Below are 24,198 nucleotides of genomic sequence, written 5' to 3'. Positions count from 1 at the left end.
TCCTTACAGGTAAACGCAGTTGCGCTTTCGCCACATCAGGTAGCCGAAGTTTTTCTTTGATGCGGGCGTGTTGTGCGTGCTGCCCCACAGCTGCGTGGTCGTGCCGAACGGATGGCAGTCCGAAGGTTCGGGGTACATGTTCACCATCTGATACCGCCATCGGGACTTGGGGATGATCGGGGATGGATATTCGTAGCACACCGCCACGTCCGCCCCGACCGTCTCCATGACCAGGCCCTCGCGATGCAGCTTGAACGCCATGCGTTCGCTGACCAGCAGCGAAGCCTCCAGCGGAGAAAACTCGTTGCTGGTATAGCCCGTGAACGGATACATCGAGCCCTGTGCGCCGGCGCACCAGAACAGCGGGTCCAGCGGCATGCCCGCGGTAGAAGCGATTGAGTCAGCCGCGCAGGCGCCCTGCGCCAGCAGGTTACTGAAGAGCGCCACTTCCGGATTCAGGATCATGGCAAGCGTGCTGTCGTTCCAGAGCGGGTCCACTTCAGACAGGTAGGCAATGTCCATATCACCGGTCTGCATGCAGCCTGCGCTGGTAATAATGTTCAGCCAGAAAATCAGCGGATACTTGTACCAGTGCACGTGATAGAAGCTTCCGGGTGTCGGCGCGTCGCTCTGCCCGCCGCGTCCGGTGCCGGTGCGTCCGAGGTCGATTTTAAAGCCCCCCATGTTCACCATGACGCCGGGCTCGCGCGTGACGTCCGTCATGGCCAGCGGCTCCCAGAAGCCGATGGCCAGCCCCAGCCGGTAAAAAATGCCGTACGGGCACAGCTGGATGGGCGAGGCGGGATTGGGTGTATCAGGATGCGCGCCGGATGCCAGCTGAATGCTGCCGAGCGTCATGGGGAACAGGCACTTCCAGCACACGTCGCTGATGGGATTCACCCAGCGGCCGTCGCCGGCGTTGCTGGTTGCCGCCATCACCGGCTTTGCCATAATGCCCGCTGTCAGCAGGCACAGTATGAGGAAAAAGCGCTTCATGCGTCCCGTGCCTCCGCCTTTCGCCGCAGCCAGACGCACACCGGGCCTTCATCCGTATCGTGGATGCTGCCGGTAAACCAGCCCGTGCCCGGGGGGCCGGAAGGCTGCCACTGGCTGCAGTTACCGGTTTTCCGGAAAACATCCATCATCCATTCAGGCACGTCGTTTTCCATCCAGGTCGTCGCCGACTGCAGATTGTGTTCATCAAGCCAGGCTTCAAATTCATCAGGCTGCGGATACTCATTGCCGCCTGCCGGCAGGAAAAAAGCAGGATGCGTCCAGCCGCCCCAGCGATCGCGCACGACAGGCTGAGCCGATATTTCAGCGGGGTGTGTCATAAGAGGAAATTCCGTGGTTGCGGCAGCCGGGCTGCCGGGGGTCAGACGTTAATCAGGCCTGCCTGCGGGGGGCAGGCTGAGGCGTACCGCAGCGCAGGCGAGGAACGAACAGCCTGCGCTGCGCGGGGAGGAAATTTCAGCATCACGCTGATTAGCGTACTTCACACCTGATGAGATACCAGCCGGCCGCCTCTGCGCCCCGCTGGCACCAGTCCGCCCAGCTGCCGGCGTAACCGTCCTCCGCCGCCTGCAGCTGCAAATCTTCCAGCGCCGCTTCACTGCCTAGCGGCGTAATGTGTCGCGAGCGCGCTTTCACAATTGCCGCACCCGCTCGTGCCCGCGTGTCGTGCGGTAACGCCACTTTTGCCCGTGCATCGGTGCCGAAGGTGTAGCCTTCCGGCTCAATGGCGGCCGCGAAAGCAGCCAGCAGTTGCTGCCAGTACGCGGTTTCCTCATGCGCAAGTGCACGTGCAGCCATCGCCGGACTGCCGAACGGCGCCGGCGCGGGCACTGACGTTCCGTGGCGAACGCTGAATGCATCAGTCCGATCCGCCTGCTTTGCAGGGAACACCCTGCTCACACGAACCATCACAACGGACAGCACCAGCAGCATAAGGAATAAACCGGCCGCGGGCAGATGATCCGTCAGGTCACCGAGTGCACGAATACTCGCCGGCGAAAGCGAAATTTCCGCGCGACACGCGGGCTCCGGCGCGGGCGCGCTCCAGACCGGCTGCACGGCTGGCGCTGCATTCTGCTGCATGACGGGAGCCTCAGAAGATTTCCAGTCATTAACCAGTCGCGGCAGCAGTTCATTCTGCATAAGGCACCCCCGTCAGCACCGTCATGCCGTGCTGACGCATGACCTCGCCTACATCTTTGTCCGTGAGCGAGGCCAGCACGATGGCCGACCGGACCTCTCCGCTGCATGCCAGCAGCGTCTGCAGCGCCGCGCGCATAATCATCGACTCCGAGTACAGCGGGAACTCGGCAGTCATGCGGCGCAGCCCGGATTTGTCGTCGTCATCGAGGCGCACCTGTGCGACATGACGCTTTAACTTCTTCGGGGCCGTCTGCCCCCGTGCGTTGTGACTCATTTCAGCGCCACCTCCTCCACCTTAAGCATTCTGTCCTCGCGCGTGATGCGCACCGGCGTGTGCTCAAAGCCGAATTTTGTTGTTAACGTGCCGTACTGGTCGAAGTACACCGGCTCATCCAGCGCGATGCTGCTGTCGTGCACGTTACCATTGACCAGAATGACCTTATAATTCTGCTGCCCGGCGAGCTGCGGCTTCAGCCACGCCACCTGCTGCGGGTTGTCGCCGTCGATGAAATACAGCGTCTCGCTGAAGGCGACCTTATCCAGCGGGTTGACCCTGTCTCCTGCCCGGGCGATGACGTTGCCGCGCATGTCCCGGATGGTTTCCCGCACCGTGAAGGTCGGGTCATACAGGAATGCCCTGTCCGTTTTCGCCGGCGTCAGGCCGGCCACCGGCGCGGGCCTGACGGCGTGGGCCTTCACCCGCGCCTCGGCCTCGCGCTGCAGCCGGTCCAGCTCACCGCTGTCTTTCATGCCCTGCAGGCGCTGGCCGATAAAGGCCAGCAGGTCGGGCTCGGCAATGGGAAACAGGTGGCCGATGGTGCCGAGCTCTTTCGCCTGCGCGGACCAGATAACCGCTGTGGCGAGCAGAGCAACCGCTGTGGTGAGCCGCTTCATGGCGTCGCCTGCATCTGGCGGGCGATATCGGCCTGAATCGCCGGCGTAATGTCGGTGACGCCGGCCACCACCGCGCCCTTCACCAGGATGACGCCGCCGTGCGCGGCCTGCCAGTCCGACAGGCTCGCGTCCAGCGCAGAGCCGAAGCGCTTCGTGAGCGCCGCCAGCCTCTCCTTATCCAGCGCAGACTGCGCGGTCTGCTGGCGGAAGGTGTCGATGGTGCCTTTCATGTCAAACACCACGTAGTCGGGCTGTACGGCCTGCGCAACCAGCGCGCTGACGCCGGCGCTGAGCGCGATGACCAGCGCGGCAAACGCAGCCAGCCGGACACTCCGGCGGCGCAGCAGACCGGAGGCACGCTTAACGGTTACACCCTCACGCACTGACTGTGCGTCCGGCGTTTCACTTTCTGCAGCGGATAAAGGCTGTTTTTCTTCCTGCATGACTGATTCCTCGTTATGCGGTTCTCAGACCGGCCCAGGCTTCCAGTTCGGCCATTTCAGGGCCGAACTTCCACGGTTCACTGGCCAGCAGGTACGCCGCCTCCTCGCTGGTCGCGCCCGCCGCCTGCGCGTCGCTCATGTACTGGAACTCATCCGGTTCGGTGCTGAACATGGCCCGGGTGACCGGGTCGACAAACAGCCGGTGGAAGGAGCTGCCCTTCATGGTGGAAATCATGACGGAGCTGAAGCCCGTGTCGCCGGCCGGCTGGAAGCCCTGGACGATTTCGGTTTCCATCTCGCTGAACTGGTCTTTATTTGCGGCCAGATAGGTTTTGAACGCCTTCGTATCCTGCAGCAGCGTTACCTTGATGCCGCTGTTATTCCAGGCGGCTGCGGCCGCTGACGGCGCGGGTTTGTCAGGGAGTCCGGTAAAGTCGCTGATACTCTGCGTAATAGTAATGAAGGCACCTTTGTGACGACGCACCGTGCGGTAGCCGGTTTCGATAAAGCGCGCGGCGTGCGGGTTCTGGCCGCTGAACAGGCGCCAGGCCTCGTCGATGATGGCCACTTTTTTCAGCTTGCGCGACGAGTGGAACATTTTTTCCTGAATCGCCAGTATCAGCGAGTACAGCACCGCAGAAAGCAGGTGGGGACTGTCCTCCAGGCTCAGCAGCTCCAGCACCGTGAAGCGCGTTTCCCCATCGAGCGTCGGGTTGTCCGAGTTGAAGTACTCGCCGTTGGTGCCCCAGGTGCACCACTGATCCAGCAGCAGCACCAGCTCATCGATACGGTTCATGATGGTGGGCTGCCGGCCGTACTCTTTCATTACCTCATCCGACTTCAGGTAGCCCACCACGTCGTCAATGCGCGCCTTATTCTGCTTCGCCTCGTAAGCCGCGACCACGCCCTTCTGCAGGATGGCCTCGCTGATTTTATCCAGCGCCTCTGCCGGACTGGCCAGCACGGCGAGCAGCCCCTTGATGCGCTCCGCGGAGCGCTTGATGCTGGTGACATTGGCAAACGGATTAAAGCGCAGCGTGGCGCCGTCCAGATAGACGCCCCCCGCCTGCCGGCAGAAGTTTTCATAGCTGCGCCCCATGTCGATAACCCAGCCGAAGCCGCCGGAGTTGAGCGCCTGCCGCAGCGTCTCCTGTATCAGGAAGCTTTTCCCCGCCCCGGTGGTACCTGTCACCGCAATGTTGGCGTTGGTGGTGCCGTTTTTTTTGCTGAACATATCAAAAAAAGCCAGTTGCCCCCGGTAGGTGGGCAGCGGGCTGCCGAAGGGAGACATCTGACGCTCGGCCACTACCGGCATCAGGTTCACCGCGTTAAAGCTCTTGCAGCGCAGGGTCGCCCCCATGTGCCGCATGTCGTCCCACAGCCCCTCCTGCATCAGGAACGGCAGCGTGGTGAGCCAGTTGCGCAGCTGCTGATAGCGGGGCGCCGACATTTCCAGTTCGTTCTTGCGGAACACGTTGATGGCCGCGTCCTCGCACTTCTGCTGTGCACTCGCGCTGTCGGGCGTAAAGAGGGTCAGATTCAGCGACATGTCGCACATGGCAATTTCGTTGTTCGCCAGCTCCTGGCGCAGCCCCCGCCACTCCTGGTAAGCGCGCTCCGTGCCCGGAAACAGCTTCGCGTAAGAGGTGCCGGCCTTCTTGCCCAGATCCTGCTCTTTGCTGAACGCGGCGTTCTGGCTTTTCACCTGATCCTCCACGCAAACCGTCCAGCTCAGGATAAACGGACAGGGAATGCCGAGATCGGGGAAGCGCATGTTCTGCAGGTTGTCGGACGCCTGCCAGAGCGCGAACTGGAGCGGCGTTTTGGTCATCTGCAGGCTCACAATGCGCGTGCTGGTGACGTCAGAGTCCCCTTCCTCACCAAGCGTCCGGTCTTCGCGCTGACGCGCCGTGGTGAGCCGCAGGTAGCCCGGATGGACCTCGAGCTCCGTGCTGGGATCCACGCACTGGCGGTGCAGTTCCTGATCGCCATTCCAGTGACGGCTGCTGGAAACCACCTGCCCCTGGCGATAGTTCAGCTGTTCACGCACCACCGAAAGAAAGGCTTCCGGTCCGACGCGCAGGGAGTCCATCTTTGCGGCCAGCAGCGACACGCGCACGGTTTCACGCAGCTGCACCGCCTCGTCCATTGCGCGTATCCCGCCCCGTCCCGCCTGCCCGTAAACCAGAAACACGCGGTAGTTGCGCAGATAGAGGGGGTACTCGTTTTTATTGGTCAGCCCCATCAGCGCCGCCCGCTCCCAGTAGGCTTTGGTGATGGCGTTCAGGCGGGGCGCCATGCTGCCCTGCCACATGTCGCGGCTGAGTCCCTTGTCCAGCATCTCGCCCACGCACTTGCTGGCCACCATCAGCACGGTCACCGGGGTTTTGCGCGGCAGCTTCTTGCGGAGCAGGTCGTCCAGCGCCTGCACCACCTGCTGATTGGCACCGGTCAGGGGCGCCACCTCCAGAATAAAGCCAACGGACCGGCTGTTCACGTAGAGCTCCCGGGTCTCGTCATAGGCGCGCCAGGGCAGCAGGCCGCTCAGGGACGGATAGCTGAAGCTCTGGCGCAGCAGGGCGGCAGCGTCTTTCGTACCGCCCTCGTCCCGGCTGCTGCTGAAGATGCCGGCAAGGTGTTCGAGAACGTTACTGAGCATGCTGACCTCCTGCGAATGGTGTGCGCAGCACGGTGTTCATCACGTCCTGTAGCAGGAAGCTTTTGCCCGCGCCGGTGGTGCCGCTGATAATGAAATGACGACCGCATGAAACATCCGCCTGCAGCAGACTGATACCGGGCCAGACCCGGTGATGCAGCGCGGCCGCAGAGGATGCAGATGCCCGCTGCTCATGCGCGGAACGGAAAGAAAAGCGTTTTTTCATTACTCCCCCTCGCTGATAACCCGGAAATCTTCGTCCCAGCGTGATTTCTGCTTCACGAACTCCACCACGGCGGGCTGATGGAAACTGTCCTGCTCGTCAACCCACGGCGCGATCCACAGGCGCTGCGTCGCGTCAGGAATGCGGCGGGCGTCTACCTGTCCCGGTCCGCTGTAATCACCCGGCACCACCGGTGTTGCTGCGTGAACCGGCACCGTGGATGCCCGGAGACTGTCTGCGCTCAGCGCCTGCCCGGAGACAGGACGGGGAGTCAGCGTCGCCACGCTCACGGGGCGGTAAGGATTAACGGCGGGCTTCACGTTGCCGGGCGTCGCCAGCGCCTCAGCGGCAGGCTTTGGGCCGGCCTCCTTCTGCGCGGTCAGGTCGTCGAGGCTTTTGCCTTTTGATGCCAGTTTGCTGGCATCAGACATCGACAGGCACTGGTCGGTGGCGGTTTTGTTGCAGTCAAAGTCAGAGTTCATGCCGGCGCAGCCGGTCAGCGCAGCGCACAGCAGTGCGCACGCAAAGAGTTTTTGCATGGTGATATCCTCAGTGGCGGCCGGGCCGCAGCGGTATTAAAGGTGAGTGGTGCGGGTTAATCGGATAGTGCGGGTTGCCCTGGTGAAGGCACAAAAATTCGCGATTCAGTCTGTATGCTTCTTTTTCATAAAGGTTTGCACCATCTGAAGGTCCTTAAGCGCATCCTCGCTCATAGCGCGATGGCTGCTGGCAGCGGGTACGTTTTTTACCGGTGCTTTTATGCGCGCCCAGACATCTGCGCGCGGTGTGCCCGGTGAAACCTGGCGGATGACGTCAGCAATGTACGCCGCCAGCCGCTCAATCGTGACGTCCGTGAGTGCGGGTACGTGCCCGGAATTCTCTGCCAGCGGGCGAATTGCCGCATCCGGAACCGGTCGGGTATTAAGTCTTTCAAGCCGGAACACCATATTGCCGGCGGGATGCGTCACGCGGATGAGCAGCGCTTCCGGCGGGGTGACTGTTTTATCAGGATCCATAGGCACCTCAGATTAAGATATAAGGTTAAAGAACCAAGCCGGAAAGGTGGAGCAGCAGCGCCGCACTGGCCAGACAGGCGCTGGCGGCACTCGCGATGGCCAGCCGCTGGAAGCTCAGCTGCATACAGCCTCCGTCTGAGTACTGTCTGCGGTCAGACGGTGCTGAATCACCTCGATTTCGGTGAGCAGCGCCGCGAGCTGGCAGCTGCTGGCCTGCGTCTTCCACGCTTTACGGTAGCGGAGCTGCAGCGCGCAGAGCCGGATACGCTGCTCCCGGCGGGTGCGTTTATTCATGATGGCTCCTGCAGTCAGATTCCCCGCGCTCATCCCGTTCACGCCCGGTGAAAGCAAAGGTCCGCCGCCGGGCGGGCGTCGTGAAGGTCTGCATCTCTTTATCAAGCCAGCAGGCAAGCATGGGGACCGAAATAAATCCTGCCTCAACCACCACCTGCTGCAGTTCACGCCAGGCCCTGACGTCCCGGTATGGATAGACCGCCAGCCTTCCGGCAATCAGATCCTGCCAGTTAAGCGGCTCCCGCAGCCGCATGACAACGGCGGCAGCCACAACAACGGCGGGCAGCACCATCAGCCAGCCGGCCCAGACTCGCCCGTGAGTGTATTCGCGCCAGAGCACAGCCAGTACCAGCAATGTCACCATGCAGACAGCCAGCGTGCCGGCATAAGGCAAATGGCCGTGCTCCCGGCTGGCCACCATGCCCCGTATATCTCCCAGCTGCCGGCGGCGCGACTTTTCGGTGGCGGAGGTAACGCTCATGCTGCCTCCTGCCCGGCGGCAGCCACCCGCCTGAACTTAATCCCTTCCGCACGCACCCGTCGCAGGTCAAGCTCAACCAGTCGGCCCATCAGGCTGATAAGCATCATCGCCCGCTTCGCCCCCTGCGGCTCATGCCATATAGCCGACAGCCCTTCGAACACGCCGCTCTCAATCACCAGGGCGTCACCGTGCGCCAGCGCTGGCTCACCGGAGTCCGCCGCGGGCGCGCCACGCTGCAGCACGGCCATATCGGCGTCGCCCATAATGGCGAGGCGGCTGCCAAAGCTCACAATCGTCGCCACGCCACGGGTCGCCCTGATGGTGGTGGTGTGGATTTCCTCCGGGTCGAAGCGGGCAAAAATGTAACCCGGAAAAAGCGGCTCCAGCCTGGCGCTGACGCGGCCGCCGCTCAGCCTTCTGTCGTGATACAGCGGCAGCCAGCTTTCCACGCGCTGGTTGGTGAGGTGCGCTTCTGCCTTCTTTTCCTGCGCGAACTTCGTTTTCAGTACGTACCACTGTTTCATCCGGACGCTCCTTCACTGGGGAATGGTGTCGCCGAGGCGCAGCTGGCTGGCCTGACGTAGAACTTCATCGGGGTTTAACACCGGCGCGCTGTTGCTGCCGCCGGTGCTGACCGGCTGGTTCGCTGCGGTCTGCTGCACCACCGGCTGCGGTGCCTCTTTCTGTGCTTTTTCAGCCTCGGCGTCTTCTATGGTCTCCAGGCGGAAGCCATCCTGGAACACCACGGTCACGGCGTTGCCGGCACCGATATCAATTACCGGGTGATACTGCTCGGCACGTTTAATCCAGTACTGACTCAGCGTGTCCGCCGCCTTGCTGGCACCGCCGCCGAACCCCTGTTTAAAAATGTCACCGGCACCGACCGAGGCACTTGCACCGAGCCCTACCGTCGGCGTGGCGGCGGACTTGATGCCCTCACCGAAGCCCGACATCATTCCGGCGCCCCAGGCGTTGGCGATGATGACGCCGTTACGCATCACCGGCTTGCCGCGAATGCCTTCTTTACCCTGGTAGGCAACATGCCCTTTAAACGGCATGTCGATGTGCTTGCCGTTTTTCAGGATGCAGCTGATGTTTTTGGTGCGGACCTCCCCACGCTCGCTGGAAATGTCGCCGTACATTTCCCCGGTAACGCGGCACTGGTCCATGCTGTACGTCTTACCGTTTGGCATTGAGACATCACCAATGAGCGTGATAACGACCGCGGAGGTATTCTGCTGACCGGTCACGCTGGCGTTGGCGTCGGCGCCCTCAATCATTACCGCCTCGGAGAAGGAGCCGGAGGGTATCCAGGGCAGCTTCGTCTTTTTGTCGGTGAGAGACGCGTAGGTAAAGGTGTCGCGGCTCAGGCCGCCCGGACGCACCGTGCCGGCACCGGGGTAGAAGCCCTGCCCCCGCGACTGCCCCTGCGCGGGATAGAACTGTGCGCCCTGTCCGGCAGCCGGTCCGCCGCCGGGATTGCTGATGCTCCACTGCGCCGGCCCGGACGGCCCGCCGGAAACCGGACCGCTGGCCGGGGGAGTGCCCTGGCCGGATGACGGGGTCTGCGCCGGCGGCTTTTCCGCCTGGCTCTGCAGCTTGTCCAGCGCCGTGCCAATCTGCTCCAGCTTGCGGCTCAGCGCGTCGTTCTGTGCGCTGACCGTGGCGGACAGCGTGGACAGGTCCTTCTCCAGCGTTGCTGTTTTATTCTGCTGCTGCGCCAGCACCGACTCGGACACCGCGCCGGTAAAGCGGCTGTTCACGAGCCCCGTGCCGGTGAGGTCGGCCGCCTTCGCCGGGGGTGGGTTCTTCAGGGCGGCCAAGTGCTGTGAATACGCCCAGATGCCGCCGCCCAGCGCGAGCATAACCCCGGCGGCCACGCCGGCAATCATCCACTGGCGGCGGCGCGTGGCGGTATTGATGTTGCTCATGACCCGCCCTCCGCGTCAGTGGAGAAAATCACCCACACGAAGCCTTCACCGTTTGCATACAGGGTGCGGGTTGACAGCATCACCGCCCGCACGCCCGTCTGCCAGAACTGCTTTTCGCTGAGCGCCCGTGTCACGTAGCCGGCGTTTTTCATGCGGTAGCGCACCACCCGCAGGTGCGAGCCGGCCAGCTGGCGCTCCGGCGTAAGCTGCACGCCCGCAGGTGGGTTATACGCCGGACCGCGCGAAGCTTTCACCTCGGTGTAGTTCTCCGGCACGTCGCCGTTCACCACGCTGCGGGCAACGCTCACCAGCATTTTCTGGAAGGGCTGGCTTTCCTCCCACGCCTTCGCGTCCGGGTTGGGCCTGAGCGGCACGTCCGCCGGAATGAGGTGCAGCGTGCGGCCGTTGCCGGGTCTGGGCGAGACGTCTATCGATACGCCGACGCCCCCGGCGGTTTCCAGGAACAGGGTGAAGTCCTGCCCGGTCAGCGGCGTGATCAGCAGCGCGCCGTCGGCGGTGGTGGCCTTCGTGTAGGCGTTGTCAGGACCGGTCACGGCGGTGATGAGCTCGCCGTCAATGATGATTTTGTTGGGGCTGGTGTTGCTCATCTGCGCCTTCAGGTGCGCGTTGTTCTCAAACGCGGTGCCGGCCGGGCCGGGCACCGCAGCGGCGGCCGGCAGGGCCACTCCGGCACCGGCGGTCAGCGCCACGATAAGGGAAAGAAGGGGTATTTTCATGGTGTGTTTCCGGCGTTATCGGCGTTGAAGATGGCGGGCCAGGACACCTCAGGAAAGGCCTCAAGGCGGATAAGCCCGTCTGTATAGTGCAGGCGGAGTCGCCAGGCCTGCCTGGCGTCCGGCAGGTCAATGCGGACGCTGCCGTTGGTGGTGCTGGCGTGAAGTGTGCCGCCGACGGTGACGTCACCGGTTGCGGGGTCGGTGGCCTCGTCCTCGATGCTGTACACGCTGGCGATGCCGTTTTTCTTCACGTAGGCGGCCTCGGTGGCCAGCACCTTCTTCATTTCTGAGCGCGCGGCGGGAGACGTCCAGCTCAGCAGCAGCGCGTGCTGCCGGTCAACCGTCTCGGGTGTCACGTTGAGGCGCAGGTTAACCAGCGAGCGGACCAGCATGCCGTTCAGCCGGGCGTCACCGCCATTAACGTCGGAGACAAACGGCTGGTCGAAGGCCATCGGCACGGTGAGGGTCTTCTGCGTGTGTGCAAAGTGCCAGGCCATCGCGGCGGCCACGCCGGTCCCGATAGCGAGGATGAAAACGAGCGCAACCAGCCCCGTCAGGGTGTAAACCACCATGCGATGGCGCGTCTCTTTTATCTGAAGCTTCATGGCTCCTCCCGTAAACGGGGAAAAATGCCGCCCCGCGGGGCGGCCGGGAAACTACTGCATCCAGTGGCGGTTACCGGAATCCGGTACGCGACGGAGCTGCGTGCGGAAAAGCGTGGTGGGCAGGTACCAGTAGAGCAGGTTAAGAAGCCACCAGGACCCCTGCCCCTTCTTGAGGTGGCGGATGAGAAGCCAGAGCGCCCCCCCGGCGAGGAGCATGATGACGAACATGTCAATCCAGAATCCCAGCAGCCCGCAGCCGAAAAGCACAATGAACTCCTCCGGCGGCAAGCCCATCCAGCGCTTCTGCTGGTTGAGGGTTTCCGGGAACCGGTACCGCTGCGACTGCCTGTCCTCCATGGCTCACCCAATCATGCCGTAGAACGCGCGGGTCACCAGCAGAACGATGATGAGGCCGACGAAGACCAGCGGGTTGCGGGTTTTAATGAAGCCCACCACCGAGATGATGATTTCCGCAAAGTATATCCAGCGCATCACCGAGCTCTGCAGGCCGAAGGTGTCGCTGGCGTCCTGCTGCTGCGTTTTCAGCAGGTCGGTGGCGTGAGCCAGGTGCGGGAAGGCGGTGGCGACCAGCATCAGAGCCCACAGCAGCAGGGTGAAGCGAAAAGCAGGGCCGGACTTCTGCGCGGCGTTAAGCGCGCGGAGGGCAGGCATAAAGCGGGCGGTAAAATGGCCGATAACAGAGCCGCGCGCCGAGGGGGACCCCTCAGGCAATGCTACCGCCACCTCCCCTTTATTCAGGGGGGTTAAGGCATGGGATTTCATGGTGAGTAGTCCTTGATTTGAGTTAAAGGAATGTCAGCTTGCGTAAACGGATGTAACGCGCCGTAAGTGTACATTTTCTCAAAAAAAAAAAATCTGTGACGCGCATCACACTTTTACAGTCTCCCAGGCTCCTTTTTAGGATTATTCCTGAAAGGGCGTGGCGTACGCTTGCTGCCTGTCCAGGGTGAGCCTCGTAGGGAGGTGATAACGCATGAAAGTAAAAGAAAAGATGGCCGACGGTCGCGGACGACCACGGAAATATGCCCGCGGGGAAATGCAGTACAGGAAACTATGGTTACCGGAGAACCTGCTGATGGAATTACGCGTGGCGGCACGCGTCCGTCGGTATACCACCAACGACGAAATCATCAGCCGGTTAATTACGTCGATGCAGTTTTCTCCGCGGCGTCACGTGATTAAAACCGACGAGGGACAGCGGCTGGTTGCGCTGGCCAGGATGTTCGATGAGTTTATTCAGTCCTGTCTGGATATTATCCGGGAGAAATGCAGGGATGATGAAGACAAAAATACAGATAAAAAAACGTTCACTCCGGGAAAAAGCAAGGCCTTCAGCAGCAGCTTTCCGGAGAATCTGCGCCGGGACATGGAAATCAGCGCGCGGTTTAACCGCCGCAGCGTGAACATGGAAATACAGGTGCGCCTGCTGGACTCATTTAATTACCTGACGGAGCAGCAGCTGCCGGAGAATGAGGAGGTGAGACGGCTGCGCGAACTGGCTATTTTATTTGACGAGTTCATTCTGGAAAAAGTCGTGGTGGCGGAGAATCCGATAGCGGGAAAAGAGGCAGGGGCGTAACGGAAAAAAACCGGCGAGTTATAACAACCATAAATGAAAATATTTTAAATTTAAAACCTCTTAATTATTTTCACTTCTTACCAACCGGAAGGGTGCCGCCAGCCGCTTCATTAAAACAGACGGCACCCGGCCAGTGGTTCAGGCCAGTTAAAAGGAATTCAGCGCCATTATTTATCAGCGCATTTATGAAGCTGCTTAATTCTCACTGATGATAAACATATGCCGGGCATTTATCATTCGTCTGAATGAAGGTAACTGAATGATGCCATCCCCTGCATCATTAACAAATGGAGTTCACATCCTGGCCACATCTGAAACATACAACCTAGATTCCGTGGCAGGTAATTTCACCCATTCTTCAGGCGCTCTCTGTATGCCATGCCGGGTGCTGACTGCCACCCGGATTAAAACGGGATATCCGGAGAGCGCGCAGGGGGATAAGTATACATTTCTTTTTTCTCACCCCCGCCAGGCTCATCAGCCATTCTGAGGGAAAACTTAAACTATTTAATACTTATCCCTGACCCTTACCGTTTATTAATAAATTTTAAGACTGTTACTCATAACGATGTCAGGCGTCAGCATGACCGCTCTCTTCATGCCGGACAAAATGCCGGTTATCGGCATCGCTTTCAGAGCTGTCAATTTCGGCCAGGTACTGGCTCAGCAGCGTGTCTATGCGCTCGGTTCCGCCTCCTCCTGTTGCGTTAACATACAGTTCTGTCATCATGGTCAGTAATATCATAATGCCTTCTTTGCTGCCGCTGACTTTTCTGATGAGTTCGCGGTTAAATTCTTTCTGATTGAAGGTGTCCTCTTTGTTTTTGGCTTTATGCATAATCAGACCAAGCCGTAATAATTCATTGCACGTTGATGACAGGCTGACTTCGGCCGGGCTGGCCCCGTTCTGAATGTCCAGAAGATAAATATCCCTGATTTCCTTCTCAATTTTATCTTTGACGTAAATGCCCATTCTGCCCATTATCTTTTCTCCTGAGTGGCTTAATTAACCACCGTCATATTTTCTTTAGCGTTTCGTGCTGTGGCCGGTTTAACTGCACAATCAGACGATACCAGCACTGAGTGTACACTTTGCTCTGGAATTCTGATTTATACAGGTAGTCGTTACCGACACCATCATGTCGTAGAGTGTGACACTGTACGACATACAATACACTGATTAAAAATCACATCTACATTCCTACGATACTGTATCGCAGGAACCTACGACAACAGGTAGTAGGAACCGACGATACACTATCGTAGCTTACGACACCATTGTGTCGTCGTTTCCTACGACAAAACAGGCACATACACCTTGCAAATAATCAATAAGGCCTCATAACACAATGAATTAAAACACAAAAACAGCAAGATAAAATCTTGCGAGGGGTGTGATGGAATTATATATCTCAAGAGCGGCTTGTTAAATAACGCTATCTTCCTGAATTCTCTATATCCCTGACGATGTTCATCACCAGCCCGTCAGCGCGCCGTGCGCGTCTGTAACGAATTATCTTGCATCAGACGATCTGAGCGCGTATTTTTCACACGAACCCGCCTGGCGCTTTATGCGCATGTACGTGAGACAATAAGAATGAAATGGTTTGCAGCTTTCGGGCTTGCCGCTGTATTCAGCGTGCAGGCCGCGCCGGAAATGTGTTTCACCAAAGCTGGTAAGGATTTCGGCATTGATCCGCGCCTGCTGATGGCACATTCAATACAGGAGTCGCGCATGCGTAATAACGCCCTGAACACGAAAAGCAGCGGCGGAACGCACGACGTCTGTAATATGCAGATTAACAGCTCTCACTTTAATCAGCTGAAAAAGTTTGATATTACGCGGGAAAGGTTACTTAAGGATCCGTGCATCTGCATTTACACCGGCGCGTGGATCGAGGCGCGCAACTTCAGGCAGTACGGCAGGAACTGGGACAGCGTCGGGATGTATAACACCGGCCCAAGTCCGAAGCTGATAAAACAGCGACGTGAATATGCGGCCATCATAAAAAGTATTTACCGCGTGCTGATCGCCCGCGATGAAGTTTACGCCGCCATGTCACAACAGAATAAAACAACGCCCGCACCGGAGACCTTTCTCAGCGCGGACGTCAGCACCGCATCAAAATAACCCCGGCAACCGGGGTTAAACATTATGATTTGAGTTTTGCGAACTCTTCCGCCATTTTCCACAGCGCCTGATTCAGCTTAATATCGCCATCAATACCCGTTACCGGGCGCGTGGTGGTTCTTTTTCCCTTCGCCGTTCTGCCGGTGACGCCGCCCTTGATCAGGTTTTCCTGCACGATATTAAACGCGGTCCATAAGTCGGTGCCTTTGTCATACCATGCGCGCGGCTGAATAATCCGCTCGGCTGTTACCGGCGGCTCTTTTCCATCATACTTATATTCCAGCGCCAGCTGACCCAGCAGGCGGCGTTCTTCATTGTTAACCTGAATTCCTTTCATGATGTCGATGTTATTTTCGACCTTGTCGAATACGCCCAGTACTTCATAAGCCCCCTCAATAACCTGCGACACGATATCGCCTTTATGCGGCACGCTGATTTCACCGAATGATTTCCAGCATACCAGGCCGTTGCTGCACACCTGCCGGAAAATACCGGGGATCATTTTATAACTGCTGGAGCCGTCGTGGCTGTTCAGTAATACAATTTCCGGCACTTCCCCGCCGCCGTTATTATTTCCCCGGCGCAGGCGGATCATGTGTTTGGTAAAGTCGCGGCGCTCCGGGTCGCGCACGCGGGACTGGCTCGCAAAATAAGGCTGAAAGCCTTCCTCGCGCAGTTTATCCAGCAGTGTAACGGTCGGAATATAGGTATAACGGTCTGAGCGCGAGTCATGTTTCTCTTCGGAAAATGCGCTCGGCACGACGCGCATTAATTCGTCATTGCTCAGCGGGTGATTTTTACGTACGGAGGTCGGGGCAGCGTAGCGGGTAGCAAAACGGACCATAATCAAATTCCTTATATTGAGAAAGAGGTTGAAATAAATCTGTTTTCTGACCGGGATCAGTTCCCGGCCGCAGCGGCGGCGTAATACTCCCGGACGACCACAAATCCGGTGTCGTATTCCTGGACGGCTGCGGGATAGCCTTTGTGGACATAAATCTTCAGGGCTTCCGGCTCCAGGGTGGGCTCCTCAATCAGCACCAATCCGGCCAGTACGGCACTGTGTACGCCTGCCACGCCGGTAAACTCCCCGTTCGCACGGATCCAGCGGTACAGGTCCACAAACTGAGCCGGGCTCAGGTCGATGCTTTCCTGTCCCTTCACCCATGTTTCGGTAGATTCGGCAGCGGCGGTTTTGACGTTCTGTGTGTTCATGCTGGTTCTCCTGTTGTCGGTTGCTGAAACCATGTTTCGGTGAGTTCGTTGCGGCGAAGGGCAAAGGAGCAACGACGAAGAGAGGGCATAAAGGGGCGACGACGAAAAGTTTTTGCGGCATCTGGCAAAAAGTTTTTGGCGGCGTGCACTTCACCCCTTTCTGCACGAACCGGCGGTGCTACGACCAGCCCTCCGCAACGGACTGGCCGTAACATGCGCAGACGGGGGTGGGATGAGCAGGAATGCACCCCGGACGGCTTTGCCGGTCCGGGCCTTAGCGGCCACGGCTTTTCGTGGCCAGTGAACGCGCGGGCGCGAGCCCGCTGCAGGGGTTGACCTCAGCCATCAGACCCTAGCCGCAGGCCCGGAACGCGGTCCCTCGCGGTCCGGCGGAGCTTGCCGGCTCTGCCGGTTAGCGGAGTAGGGCTCGACGACCCGGCTTGCCGGGGAGCCGAAGGGGGCCATGGCCCGTGACGTGCGGGTATGTATTATTTCAGGAGGAAAATGGCAGAAGCACAGCAGCAGGAGCAAAGAGAGCAGGACAGATCGACGTCTGTCTCACATGAGTAAGCGCACGCGACGGAAGAAAGCCGGTGCGTCAGCACAGGGTTTTTACCGGCATAGCCGCGGGGTTTATCCCTGCGCGCGCGTCCTGAAGCGGTACAGCGAAACCGCCACGATGGCCGCACCCATTATCATGGCCAAAAGCGGCAGCAGCAGCCCGTGGGATGCAGAGTACAGCATGTCAGCGCCTGCCGGTCCGCCCGCCGCCGGGTCAGCCAGCAGGTTCATTGCGCCCCACACGCATAGAAACACGCCGCCCACCGGAACGGTCAGCGCAAGGAGTTTAATCACTGCCCAGTCACCTGCGGGCTGTGGGTGCTTTGAGGCCAGCAGGCGCGCCAGCACGAAGCACATCGCGTAGCCGCACCAGCATGTCTGGCTTATATCGCCCGGCACCACGAACCGGAAGGCCAGCGCATAACCCAGGCTCAGCAGGGAACCCAGCATCAAAAAACTCATCATCGTCTCCTCGCGCGCTGCGCGGTCAGGCAGCATTGAAATTAAAATGTTCTGCAGGTGTTTTGCCACTTAAAGATGGCCAGTGCTATAGTTTTCATCGGGAACACCGGAAGTTCCCCCAAAGTCAGCTGTAAAACCGCCCGGCACTGCCGTAGCGGGCGGTGGAATCAGGCAGGGGGGTCTCCTCCCCTGCCTTTTTTCGTTCTAGTCTGTGACCTTCCGGTTATAGACCACCTTCCAGTCATGGTACGCCGCGCAGTCGCGCAGCGATTCAATGCGCACCACGTTCTCCGCCACGCCGTTCATCATCAGCACGCGCTCGATGCCCGTAAACCAGTCCTCCGCCGGGTTGAGCGGGAACCACAGGTTGCTGTTAATGCCGCTCAGCAGCGGATCGTTGCCGATGTGGATACCCCTCCCGTATCGGGTTTCGCTGCCGGTCACAATCAGCTCGCCGCGCAGCTCGCGCGTGACGGCGCAGCGCGCCAGTTCTATGACCACGTCATCCCAGCACCACTCTTTGTCCTCCGGCACCGGCAGCTCGACGCAGCGCAGATGCTTGTTGCCCGCCCGGGCGGTGCGCTGTGCGAGCCCCAGCACCGACGGTTCGTTACTCTCGCCATCCGCACCGGTGAGCCAGAATCCGTTGTAATAAAAGGCTTCGTCGCCGTTGTCCAGGCGGATAAAGCAGAAATCGCCCAGCGCACGCGTGATGTCGGCCTGCGTCACCTTTTGCTGCGCCGCGTCCGGGGACAGTGTGTTTTGTACGCTCATGACTGTACCTCCAGCTGCTGACGCACGGCGCGCATGAAGTGCGGCCAGCTGCTGAACGTCATTTTCGGGACGCGCACGCCGCGACCGCTGTTAAAGCTTTTTACAAACGCCTGCGCCTGTGCGACGATTTGCGGGTCAAAATTCATATAACTCTCCTGAGTCAGGGTTTTGATGAGGTCGCCAGTTGCGTCTGGCGACCGTTGAGAAGGCAGGGGCAACCCTGCCTTTTTTACGTCTGTGTGTCGTCGGGCTCCATGCGGAGGCTGATATCCGTCAGGCGTGCCGCCAGTGCGCCGCTCGCCCGCCCCCAGATCACCTCGCCCCGGCTGCCGAACTGCGCGTGCACGATATGGCTCGCCACAATCCACGCGCGAAACGAGGACAGCGGCAGTGCGCTGTCCTGCACGGTATCGGCAATCTGCTGCGCCATGTCGTGTAGCGTGAGCCGCAGGTGCTCGTGCTCCTCGCGGGCGCTGAGGCGGTGCTTTCCCAGCTCCGTCAGGGTCGCCAGACTTTCTGCCAGGCCCGGCGTCAGGCCCGGGATTTCTGACTGCGTGGCCGCCAGCGTGGCGGCGGTATACGGTTCTTTCATCGTGTCGCTCCTTTAGTCAGTTTCCGGTGTGTCATTGCCGGTTTCAGTGCACGTTTGCCACGTGCATCGCATGGCCGTTCCCCCATGTTTTGGGAGATTCTGGCGTGGCGGTTTTGACGTTGACGTTGTGTGTGTTCATGGCATTTTTCCTGCTCAGGTGGGTTGTCATGTTTCGGTCGATCCAGTCGCGGCGAAGGGCAAAGGAGCAACGACGAAGAGAGGGCATAAAGGGGCGACGACGAAAAGTTTTTGCGGCACCAGGCAAAAACTTTTTGGCGGCGTGCACTTCACCCCTTTCTGCCTGAACCGGCGGTGCTACGAACGGCCCTCCGCGCCTGGACTGACCGGAACAGGTCCGCCGCGCGCGAAAACGGCAAGAACACACCCCGGACGGCTTTGCCGGTCCGGTCCTCAGCGGCCACGGCTTTATATGGCCAGTGAACGCGACGGCGCAGCCGTCTGCAGCCGTTGACCCTGGACATCAGCCCGAAACCGCTCGCGGCCGAAACCCGCAGGGGTTCGGTGGCGCTTGGCGGCTTTGCCGCTTAGCGACATAGGGCTCGACGACCCGGCTTGCCGGGAAGCCGAAGGTGGCCCCGGCTTTTGCTGTTGCTTTTGCTTTTGCTGTTGCTGTTGCTGTTGACTGACAGCGAACTGATTTCATCGATTAAAATCAGTCACATGTGAAAGATCTATCTGTCATTTCATATCAAGCTGACCAGTAATGGCGGCCAGGGGGGTTTACGCGCGCTCAGCCGGGTCCGCTGCCGGACGCGGGCCCCCCTTTCTGCCCCCCGCTGCGCTCACTGCTCAGCACATTCATGGCCTGTCACGTTTATCTGGCCAGTACTGTCATAACCGTTTTCATTGCCTCGTTTTCGACCGGCCAGTGACGGGCACCGGCACCAGGCCCGGCCTGAGCATCTTTTAACCGCATAAAATCTTCTGCCACACTCAGCACCGCCGCCAGCGCGCCGGCAGGCACGCTTACTTCGCGCATTTCCTCCCGTTCTTCTTCACGCAGGTTATTCAGCATGTCCCTTACCGCCTCCCGGCCGATACCGTACCGGCGGTGATCACCTTCGTCGGCAATAAACGACAGTACCCGGCCGGCCTCTCTTTCCGTGATATCCATACACTCCGCTGCGTTCATCACGTCATCCATCCTCCAGATCAATACTGAAAGCGGGTTTTCTTCATCAAACAACTCAGTCAGGCGCGTGCTGATCTCTTTTACAGTGCCGTGCATCATGTCTTTTATCCTCAGCGGGCGGCAAAGCCGCCCGCGTAGTTAATCAGCTGCCGGTGGCGCTCGCAGTAGTGCGCACAGAGTTCTTCCTCATCGTGGCGGTCATACATCCAGCTCCGGTAATTGAGAACCAGCGCGGTGATGATGATCCCCGCCGCCTCCGCGCTTACGTCCAGCTCGCTGTAATTGCCCGGATTTGAAAAGTGCCAGCGCGCCTCCCCTTCCGGCTTCATAAAGCCGCCGCCGCCGGGCAGCTGCGCGAACTCCCATACGCCGCCGTCATAGTCGCTGAGAAAACGATCGGCATACTGGTATATATTGAGTTCGGCGCGCATGAAATCGCCGGCAAAAAGCATCGGCAGAAAGCGCATTTTCACGTAAACGTCCAGGATTTGCGCCGGCTGGGGCGCGTACAGTGCTGTGTTCATCAGAAACCTCCGCAGTCAGAGTGGATAACCGTTCCGGCCTGTGCCGTGACTGAATGACAGCCCGGCGAAAAGCGGAGTGTTCAGGAGCGACGCCGCAGGCCGCAGCGCAAGCGAGCGGGAGGCGGGATAACGGACGGCGGCGACGCGAAGCATGAGCGGAGGCGCGACGGGAGTGAGCCCGCCGGAGCGAGTGCGAACGGGCGAGGACGGCGAGCGAAGCGATCTCTTGAACACGCAGCGGCCGGGCTAAAGTGAAGTCACGGCACCGGCCACAGACCGCACGTTTTTCCTCCCCCGCCGCAGGCGGCATGAAAGCGGCGCGCAGTAACGTCCTTTTCCTCTCAGTCCTGTCCACAGCCGGCGTGCATATCAGCGCCGGAACCCTGTGGATAAAACTGGCCCTGCCGTACGCCGGCAGGGCTTTTGTATTTTGGTTATTTATTAACCACCCTAGCGATAGTGTTTCCGGATCTGCGCCGCGCGCCGGTAGAGTTCCACCAGGTCGTTGTCGATTCCCTCAATGAGTAAGCCGGTCATGCGCTGCTCCAGGCTGGCACCGTGCCAGAGGTGGCGCGCTGTCATGTCGCGCAGCCGCAGATGAAACTCATACAGCGATTCTTCCAGGTCTGCCACGTCGTCGGCCAGCGCGTTTTCAGGGGTTTGTGTACTCATGTTTTTCTTCTCCGTAATGGTCAGGCGGCGCGCGCGCTGCGCCGGGCGTAAAGGCGTCGCAGGCCGGCGGCGTGGTACTGCTTCAGCAGCTCAATACCGATCCAGCGGCGCCCACATTCCTCGGCGGCCACGCAGGTCGAACCGCTGCCGGCGAACGGATCCAGCACAATGGCGCCCGGCTGCGTAAAGGTTTCGCTCAGCTGGTGCAGGGCGCTGAGCGGCTTTCTGTCGGGTGTCGGCGGTAACCTGTACGCTGTCGCCGTGCATAAATCGAGACATAGTAATGTCTCCTGAGTATGAAGGGGCATCGGTAGTGGTGCCGTGACCTCCACACAGACGGGCGACCAGCGGAGCAAACAAGGGCAGACGCGCAAGCCGTACGCGCCGCCGGAGCGGACTGAATGTCCCGCGCGCGGCGGGGAACGGGTGTGCAGTTGTGTTTAACGCCAAGATATTTCACTATGAACAGTGAATAAACGCACCGTAGGGGAAGTATTTTTCCTTCGCTTGATGGACAAATCAGGATACGTTCAGGGATGAAAAGCTGCACTGGCTTTTGATGTAAGGCTGAATGTCTATGAAAGTATCTGAAGTAGATAGTGTTATACCTGCCCATTCATTAGCAGGTATGAAGAAAACTAAGCTTGGTGCATTGACGCACGGTAACACTTCAGGTCAGTGCATTAGCCTTCAGCCAGTTTTTCATGCCCTGAAAGTCCGCCCATGTTAATCACGCATGAATTCTCCTTCATTACCGAGCTGGGCGTTACTCCGAAAGCCTTACGGAATGCATGACTGAAATGGGTCAAATCAGAGAAACCGTGGTCAAGGGCTATCTCTGAAACACTCCGTGCCACGCCCTGAGTAAGGGCGTTTCTGCAGGCGACCAGACGTTCCTGCCATATAACAGCAGCCGGGGTTTTCTGATGGCGGGCAAAAGCTCGCGTTACAGTGCGGACGGACACATGATGTGCTTTCGCAATGCTTTCCAGACTGAGTTCAGGGTTCTTCAGATTACGACTGATATAGTTACGTACTCTCGCGTACAAATCGCGTTCAGAAGCGACTTTGTCTGTGCTCTGAAGTTCAAGACTCAACGTCAGCAGGTCCAGTATTGTCTGCGAAAAGCGCCCAGCCATTTCCGGGTTACCCGACAGAAAGGAATTATTGGCGGCCAGACAGACGATTTCCCGGAGTGGGGTTACACCGGGGCGGTTTTTATCAAGGATTGTGGCGGTCATCAGCTCCATGGCTGAAGTCTGCCCTTTGAGAAGGTGTCGTGGAATACGAATAAGATGATTATGGTTTCCGCCAATGCTGAACCGAAAGGTCTGAGCCGCATCATAAAGCACCAGGTCTCCTGCTGACAGACGGGTCCTGCGACCGCCCTGTTCAAGCTGACCATACCCCCCCTGAATATAGCCCAGCCACAGGTCATCCTCCGGCCCCGAGCGCAGATGATGTGCCTTTCTTTCCCAGTGATGCAGGGTTGAACTAAGGGTGCACACATCTACCAGCCCTATTTCACGCACCGCGAGTTCACCACTGAATCTGCCGTCAGCCTGAGGCTTGCCATCTGAAGGAATACAGTGACGAAGAATAACGTCATGCCAGTAATCAAAGCGCTGATGGACTGCAACCTCTCCGGTTGAATACCGAATTTCTCCCTGGAGTACGGAGTGATTGTTCACAGCACACCTCACATAAACAGGCGAATCAAGAATAATTGTTCCTGAATGTAAGCAATTTCCGCGCCATGCTTTCACCCCAGACTACAGGCATGAACCGACGCTGTCAGAAGTGTGTCAGCTTCCCCGGTGCACTTATTCAGGGCACACCCGCACCCTTTCTGTTCAGATTTAATCCGCAGTAACGCAATCGCCGACGTGTCCGCAACAACCAGCTGATTGTCCTGCTCAGCCAGGTAGACAGAAAAAATCTCCTTAGTATCGGTGTTGGGAATATTCATCACTGAAAAACATACCGGAGAGTTTTATGGAATCATCCATCGACAAGCACCTTAAATGCCCCCGCACGCTGTCCCGCCGGGTTCATGATGATTACGAACCTCCTTTCCCGATGTTTGTCGGCCGGGCCGATAAAGAGCTGACTCAGGTCGTCATGGCCTATCTGGGGGTGCAGTTTCATGAAGAGCATCGGCAGAAAGCGGTATCAGCCATGCAGCACATGGCCGACAGCTTCAGTCTGGATTACGGTCCGGAGCACCATGACATAACCTTTCATGTCGATAACCAGGGATTCGGGAACTTCATTGTGGTGGGCTACTGGCGGGATCCGTCAGCTTATTGCCGCTGGCTGCGCCTGCCAGAGATCGAAAACTGGTGGTCATCAGACGAACGTCTGAGTGATGAGCTTGGCTATTTCCGGGAAATCATCGCACCGCGCGCCGAGCAGTTCGAAACCCTGTATGCCTTCAAAGAAGACCTACCGGGCGTCGGGGCCCTTATGGACAACCTCAGCGGTGAGATTCAGGAACACGGCTACTGGGGATCGGTGCGCGACCGGATCCCGGCCTCACAGAATGACTGGCTGCAGCCTGACGGCGAGTTGCGCATCATGGCAGGCGATCCCGCAGCCGGAGGTCGGGTGGTGGTGCAGGGCCACGACAACATTACGCTTATTCGCTCCGGTCAGGACTGGGCTGAAGCCGATGAACAGGAGCGCCAGCTTTACTTCAATGAGATGCTGCCGCCGCTGCAGGCCGGGATGGATTTTCTGCGTGACGAGGGTCATGCACTCGGCTGTTACAGCAACCGCTTTGTGCGCAACGTCGACCGTAACGGAAACCTGCTGGATATTGCCTACGATATTGGCTTCTGGCGCTCTCTGGACCGGCTTGAGCGCTGGGCCGAATCCCACCCCACCCATCTGCTTATCTTCACTACCTTCTTCCGCGTCGTGACCGGCCTGCAGAAGCTGCGGCTTTACCATGAGGTTTCCGTTTCAGACGCCCGTTTTCAGACCTTTGAATACATCAACTGCCATCCTGGAACCGGGATGATGCGTGACGCGAAGCGCTGAGAAAAAATAATCAACAACGTCAACACTCTGGGGGG

General features: G+C 59.1%; 32 protein-coding genes and 1 pseudogene. 3 read left to right on the top strand and 30 right to left on the bottom strand.

From position 1 onward, the window contains the following. Nucleotides 1-3 precede the first annotated feature (3 nt). The 18 genes from traU to AC6I8P_RS23255 form a co-directional block, all read right to left on the bottom strand. Complete coding sequence (gene traU, locus AC6I8P_RS23340) at nucleotides 4-996, bottom strand: conjugal transfer pilus assembly protein TraU (RefSeq protein ID WP_498013366.1); 993 nt, start codon at nucleotides 994-996, stop codon at nucleotides 4-6. Next, the gene (locus tag AC6I8P_RS23335; RefSeq protein ID WP_059012878.1) at nucleotides 993-1,334 is read right to left on the bottom strand and encodes a hypothetical protein; all 342 of its coding nucleotides are present in this window, start codon (nucleotides 1,332-1,334) and stop codon (nucleotides 993-995) included. Before AC6I8P_RS23335 ends, traU begins: the two co-directional genes overlap by 4 nt. Before the next feature lie 151 nt (nucleotides 1,335-1,485). Beyond that, nucleotides 1,486-2,157 (bottom strand): hypothetical protein, encoded by a 672-nt coding sequence (locus tag AC6I8P_RS23330; protein WP_059012875.1) that lies wholly within the window; start codon nucleotides 2,155-2,157, stop codon nucleotides 1,486-1,488. Further along, nucleotides 2,147-2,431, bottom strand: a complete 285-nt coding sequence (locus AC6I8P_RS23325; RefSeq protein WP_059012873.1) for a hypothetical protein — start codon at nucleotides 2,429-2,431, stop codon at nucleotides 2,147-2,149. The genes AC6I8P_RS23330 and AC6I8P_RS23325 overlap by 11 nt, the downstream gene beginning before the upstream one ends. Next, complete coding sequence (gene traW / locus AC6I8P_RS23320) at nucleotides 2,428-3,051, bottom strand: type-F conjugative transfer system protein TraW (RefSeq protein ID WP_059012871.1); 624 nt, start codon at nucleotides 3,049-3,051, stop codon at nucleotides 2,428-2,430. Before traW ends, AC6I8P_RS23325 begins: the two co-directional genes overlap by 4 nt. Continuing rightward, complete coding sequence (gene trbI / locus AC6I8P_RS23315; protein ID WP_498031381.1) at nucleotides 3,048-3,494, bottom strand: type-F conjugative transfer system protein TrbI; 447 nt, start codon at nucleotides 3,492-3,494, stop codon at nucleotides 3,048-3,050. The genes traW and trbI overlap by 4 nt, the downstream gene beginning before the upstream one ends. 13 nt (nucleotides 3,495-3,507) lie before the next feature. Next, nucleotides 3,508-6,153, bottom strand: a complete 2,646-nt coding sequence (gene traC, locus AC6I8P_RS23310; protein ID WP_498013365.1) for a type IV secretion system protein TraC — start codon at nucleotides 6,151-6,153, stop codon at nucleotides 3,508-3,510. Then, nucleotides 6,143-6,376 carry a hypothetical protein gene (locus AC6I8P_RS23305; RefSeq protein WP_059012868.1) on the bottom strand — a complete coding sequence of 78 codons (234 nt, stop codon included), beginning with the start codon at nucleotides 6,374-6,376 and terminating at the stop codon, nucleotides 6,143-6,145. Before AC6I8P_RS23305 ends, traC begins: the two co-directional genes overlap by 11 nt. Next, nucleotides 6,376-6,912: a type IV conjugative transfer system lipoprotein TraV gene (traV, locus tag AC6I8P_RS23300; RefSeq protein WP_059012866.1), complete on the bottom strand. Its 537-nt coding sequence runs from the start codon at nucleotides 6,910-6,912 to the stop codon at nucleotides 6,376-6,378. Before traV ends, AC6I8P_RS23305 begins: the two co-directional genes overlap by 1 nt. Before the next feature lie 105 nt (nucleotides 6,913-7,017). Beyond that, entirely contained in the window at nucleotides 7,018-7,389 is a 372-nt protein-coding gene (locus AC6I8P_RS23295) for a hypothetical protein (protein WP_059012864.1), read from the bottom strand. Nucleotides 7,390-7,503: 114 nt separating this feature from the next. Further along, on the bottom strand, nucleotides 7,504-7,683 hold the full coding sequence (locus AC6I8P_RS23290; RefSeq protein WP_059012861.1) for a hypothetical protein: 180 nt from the start codon (nucleotides 7,681-7,683) through the stop codon (nucleotides 7,504-7,506). Beyond that, nucleotides 7,676-8,164: a hypothetical protein gene (locus AC6I8P_RS23285; RefSeq protein WP_059012859.1), complete on the bottom strand. Its 489-nt coding sequence runs from the start codon at nucleotides 8,162-8,164 to the stop codon at nucleotides 7,676-7,678. The genes AC6I8P_RS23290 and AC6I8P_RS23285 overlap by 8 nt, the downstream gene beginning before the upstream one ends. Continuing rightward, nucleotides 8,161-8,688 carry a transcription/translation regulatory transformer protein RfaH gene (rfaH, locus tag AC6I8P_RS23280; protein ID WP_498031380.1) on the bottom strand — a complete coding sequence of 176 codons (528 nt, stop codon included), beginning with the start codon at nucleotides 8,686-8,688 and terminating at the stop codon, nucleotides 8,161-8,163. The genes AC6I8P_RS23285 and rfaH overlap by 4 nt, the downstream gene beginning before the upstream one ends. 12 nt (nucleotides 8,689-8,700) lie before the next feature. Continuing rightward, nucleotides 8,701-10,095: an F-type conjugal transfer pilus assembly protein TraB gene (gene traB, locus AC6I8P_RS23275; protein ID WP_498013364.1), complete on the bottom strand. Its 1,395-nt coding sequence runs from the start codon at nucleotides 10,093-10,095 to the stop codon at nucleotides 8,701-8,703. Then, nucleotides 10,092-10,832 carry an F-type conjugal transfer protein TraK gene (traK, locus tag AC6I8P_RS23270; protein WP_059012495.1) on the bottom strand — a complete coding sequence of 247 codons (741 nt, stop codon included), beginning with the start codon at nucleotides 10,830-10,832 and terminating at the stop codon, nucleotides 10,092-10,094. The genes traB and traK overlap by 4 nt, the downstream gene beginning before the upstream one ends. Further along, nucleotides 10,829-11,437 carry a TraE/TraK family type IV conjugative transfer system protein gene (locus AC6I8P_RS23265; RefSeq protein WP_059012496.1) on the bottom strand — a complete coding sequence of 203 codons (609 nt, stop codon included), beginning with the start codon at nucleotides 11,435-11,437 and terminating at the stop codon, nucleotides 10,829-10,831. The genes traK and AC6I8P_RS23265 overlap by 4 nt, the downstream gene beginning before the upstream one ends. A gap of 51 nt (nucleotides 11,438-11,488) precedes the next feature. Beyond that, nucleotides 11,489-11,794 (bottom strand): type IV conjugative transfer system protein TraL, encoded by a 306-nt coding sequence (gene traL / locus AC6I8P_RS23260; RefSeq protein ID WP_059012497.1) that lies wholly within the window; start codon nucleotides 11,792-11,794, stop codon nucleotides 11,489-11,491. Between the two features lie 3 nt (nucleotides 11,795-11,797). Further along, nucleotides 11,798-12,220 (bottom strand): type IV conjugative transfer system pilin TraA, encoded by a 423-nt coding sequence (locus tag AC6I8P_RS23255; protein WP_059012498.1) that lies wholly within the window; start codon nucleotides 12,218-12,220, stop codon nucleotides 11,798-11,800. Between the two features lie 211 nt (nucleotides 12,221-12,431). On the opposite strand from AC6I8P_RS23255, the gene AC6I8P_RS23250 reads away from it, so the two are divergent. Next, the gene (locus AC6I8P_RS23250) at nucleotides 12,432-13,037 is read left to right on the top strand and encodes a hypothetical protein (protein WP_059012499.1); all 606 of its coding nucleotides are present in this window, start codon (nucleotides 12,432-12,434) and stop codon (nucleotides 13,035-13,037) included. Nucleotides 13,038-13,608: 571 nt separating this feature from the next. On the opposite strand, the gene AC6I8P_RS23245 is transcribed toward AC6I8P_RS23250, so the two are convergent. Beyond that, nucleotides 13,609-14,019, bottom strand: coding sequence for a relaxosome protein TraM (locus tag AC6I8P_RS23245; protein ID WP_059012500.1), 411 nt, complete (start codon nucleotides 14,017-14,019; stop codon nucleotides 13,609-13,611). A gap of 615 nt (nucleotides 14,020-14,634) precedes the next feature. On the opposite strand from AC6I8P_RS23245, the gene AC6I8P_RS23240 reads away from it, so the two are divergent. Next, the gene (locus AC6I8P_RS23240) at nucleotides 14,635-15,168 is read left to right on the top strand and encodes a lytic transglycosylase domain-containing protein (RefSeq protein WP_059012502.1); all 534 of its coding nucleotides are present in this window, start codon (nucleotides 14,635-14,637) and stop codon (nucleotides 15,166-15,168) included. A gap of 22 nt (nucleotides 15,169-15,190) precedes the next feature. On the opposite strand, the gene AC6I8P_RS23235 is transcribed toward AC6I8P_RS23240, so the two are convergent. From AC6I8P_RS23235 to AC6I8P_RS23185, 11 genes and pseudogenes are all read right to left on the bottom strand, one after another. Then, nucleotides 15,191-16,012 carry a DUF932 domain-containing protein gene (locus tag AC6I8P_RS23235; RefSeq protein ID WP_059012503.1) on the bottom strand — a complete coding sequence of 274 codons (822 nt, stop codon included), beginning with the start codon at nucleotides 16,010-16,012 and terminating at the stop codon, nucleotides 15,191-15,193. Nucleotides 16,013-16,068: 56 nt separating this feature from the next. Further along, on the bottom strand, nucleotides 16,069-16,383 hold the full coding sequence (locus AC6I8P_RS23230; protein WP_059012504.1) for a hypothetical protein: 315 nt from the start codon (nucleotides 16,381-16,383) through the stop codon (nucleotides 16,069-16,071). A gap of 633 nt (nucleotides 16,384-17,016) precedes the next feature. Then, nucleotides 17,017-17,409 carry a hypothetical protein gene (locus AC6I8P_RS23225; RefSeq protein WP_498031379.1) on the bottom strand — a complete coding sequence of 131 codons (393 nt, stop codon included), beginning with the start codon at nucleotides 17,407-17,409 and terminating at the stop codon, nucleotides 17,017-17,019. Between the two features lie 201 nt (nucleotides 17,410-17,610). Further along, nucleotides 17,611-18,180, bottom strand: coding sequence for a hypothetical protein (locus tag AC6I8P_RS23220; protein WP_222987178.1), 570 nt, complete (start codon nucleotides 18,178-18,180; stop codon nucleotides 17,611-17,613). Then, nucleotides 18,177-18,326 carry a hypothetical protein gene (locus AC6I8P_RS23215; protein ID WP_059012506.1) on the bottom strand — a complete coding sequence of 50 codons (150 nt, stop codon included), beginning with the start codon at nucleotides 18,324-18,326 and terminating at the stop codon, nucleotides 18,177-18,179. The genes AC6I8P_RS23220 and AC6I8P_RS23215 overlap by 4 nt, the downstream gene beginning before the upstream one ends. An 83-nt stretch (nucleotides 18,327-18,409) precedes the next feature. Beyond that, entirely contained in the window at nucleotides 18,410-18,772 is a 363-nt protein-coding gene (locus AC6I8P_RS23210; protein ID WP_059012508.1) for a hypothetical protein, read from the bottom strand. An 835-nt stretch (nucleotides 18,773-19,607) separates the two neighbouring features. Continuing rightward, on the bottom strand, nucleotides 19,608-20,024 hold the full coding sequence (locus AC6I8P_RS23205) for a DUF1380 family protein (protein WP_088518202.1): 417 nt from the start codon (nucleotides 20,022-20,024) through the stop codon (nucleotides 19,608-19,610). Between the two features lie 11 nt (nucleotides 20,025-20,035). Next, nucleotides 20,036-20,449: an antirestriction protein gene (locus AC6I8P_RS23200; RefSeq protein WP_059012510.1), complete on the bottom strand. Its 414-nt coding sequence runs from the start codon at nucleotides 20,447-20,449 to the stop codon at nucleotides 20,036-20,038. A 450-nt stretch (nucleotides 20,450-20,899) separates the two neighbouring features. Then, nucleotides 20,900-21,121: a YubE family protein gene (locus tag AC6I8P_RS23195; RefSeq protein ID WP_059012511.1), complete on the bottom strand. Its 222-nt coding sequence runs from the start codon at nucleotides 21,119-21,121 to the stop codon at nucleotides 20,900-20,902. A gap of 20 nt (nucleotides 21,122-21,141) precedes the next feature. Next, nucleotides 21,142-21,371, bottom strand: a pseudogene (locus tag AC6I8P_RS23190) (DNA methyltransferase); the annotation flags it as partial. A 433-nt stretch (nucleotides 21,372-21,804) separates the two neighbouring features. Further along, on the bottom strand, nucleotides 21,805-22,812 hold the full coding sequence (locus AC6I8P_RS23185; protein WP_059012515.1) for a helix-turn-helix domain-containing protein: 1,008 nt from the start codon (nucleotides 22,810-22,812) through the stop codon (nucleotides 21,805-21,807). Nucleotides 22,813-23,116: 304 nt separating this feature from the next. On the opposite strand from AC6I8P_RS23185, the gene oxdA reads away from it, so the two are divergent. Further along, nucleotides 23,117-24,163: an aliphatic aldoxime dehydratase gene (gene oxdA, locus AC6I8P_RS23180; protein ID WP_498013363.1), complete on the top strand. Its 1,047-nt coding sequence runs from the start codon at nucleotides 23,117-23,119 to the stop codon at nucleotides 24,161-24,163. Nucleotides 24,164-24,198: the final 35 nt, after the last annotated feature.

Source organism: gamma proteobacterium symbiont of Lampromicra miyakona (assembly GCF_059730895.1).
The sequence above is the reverse complement of the archived record's forward strand: the minus strand, read 5'-3'. Positions and strand labels throughout refer to the sequence as shown.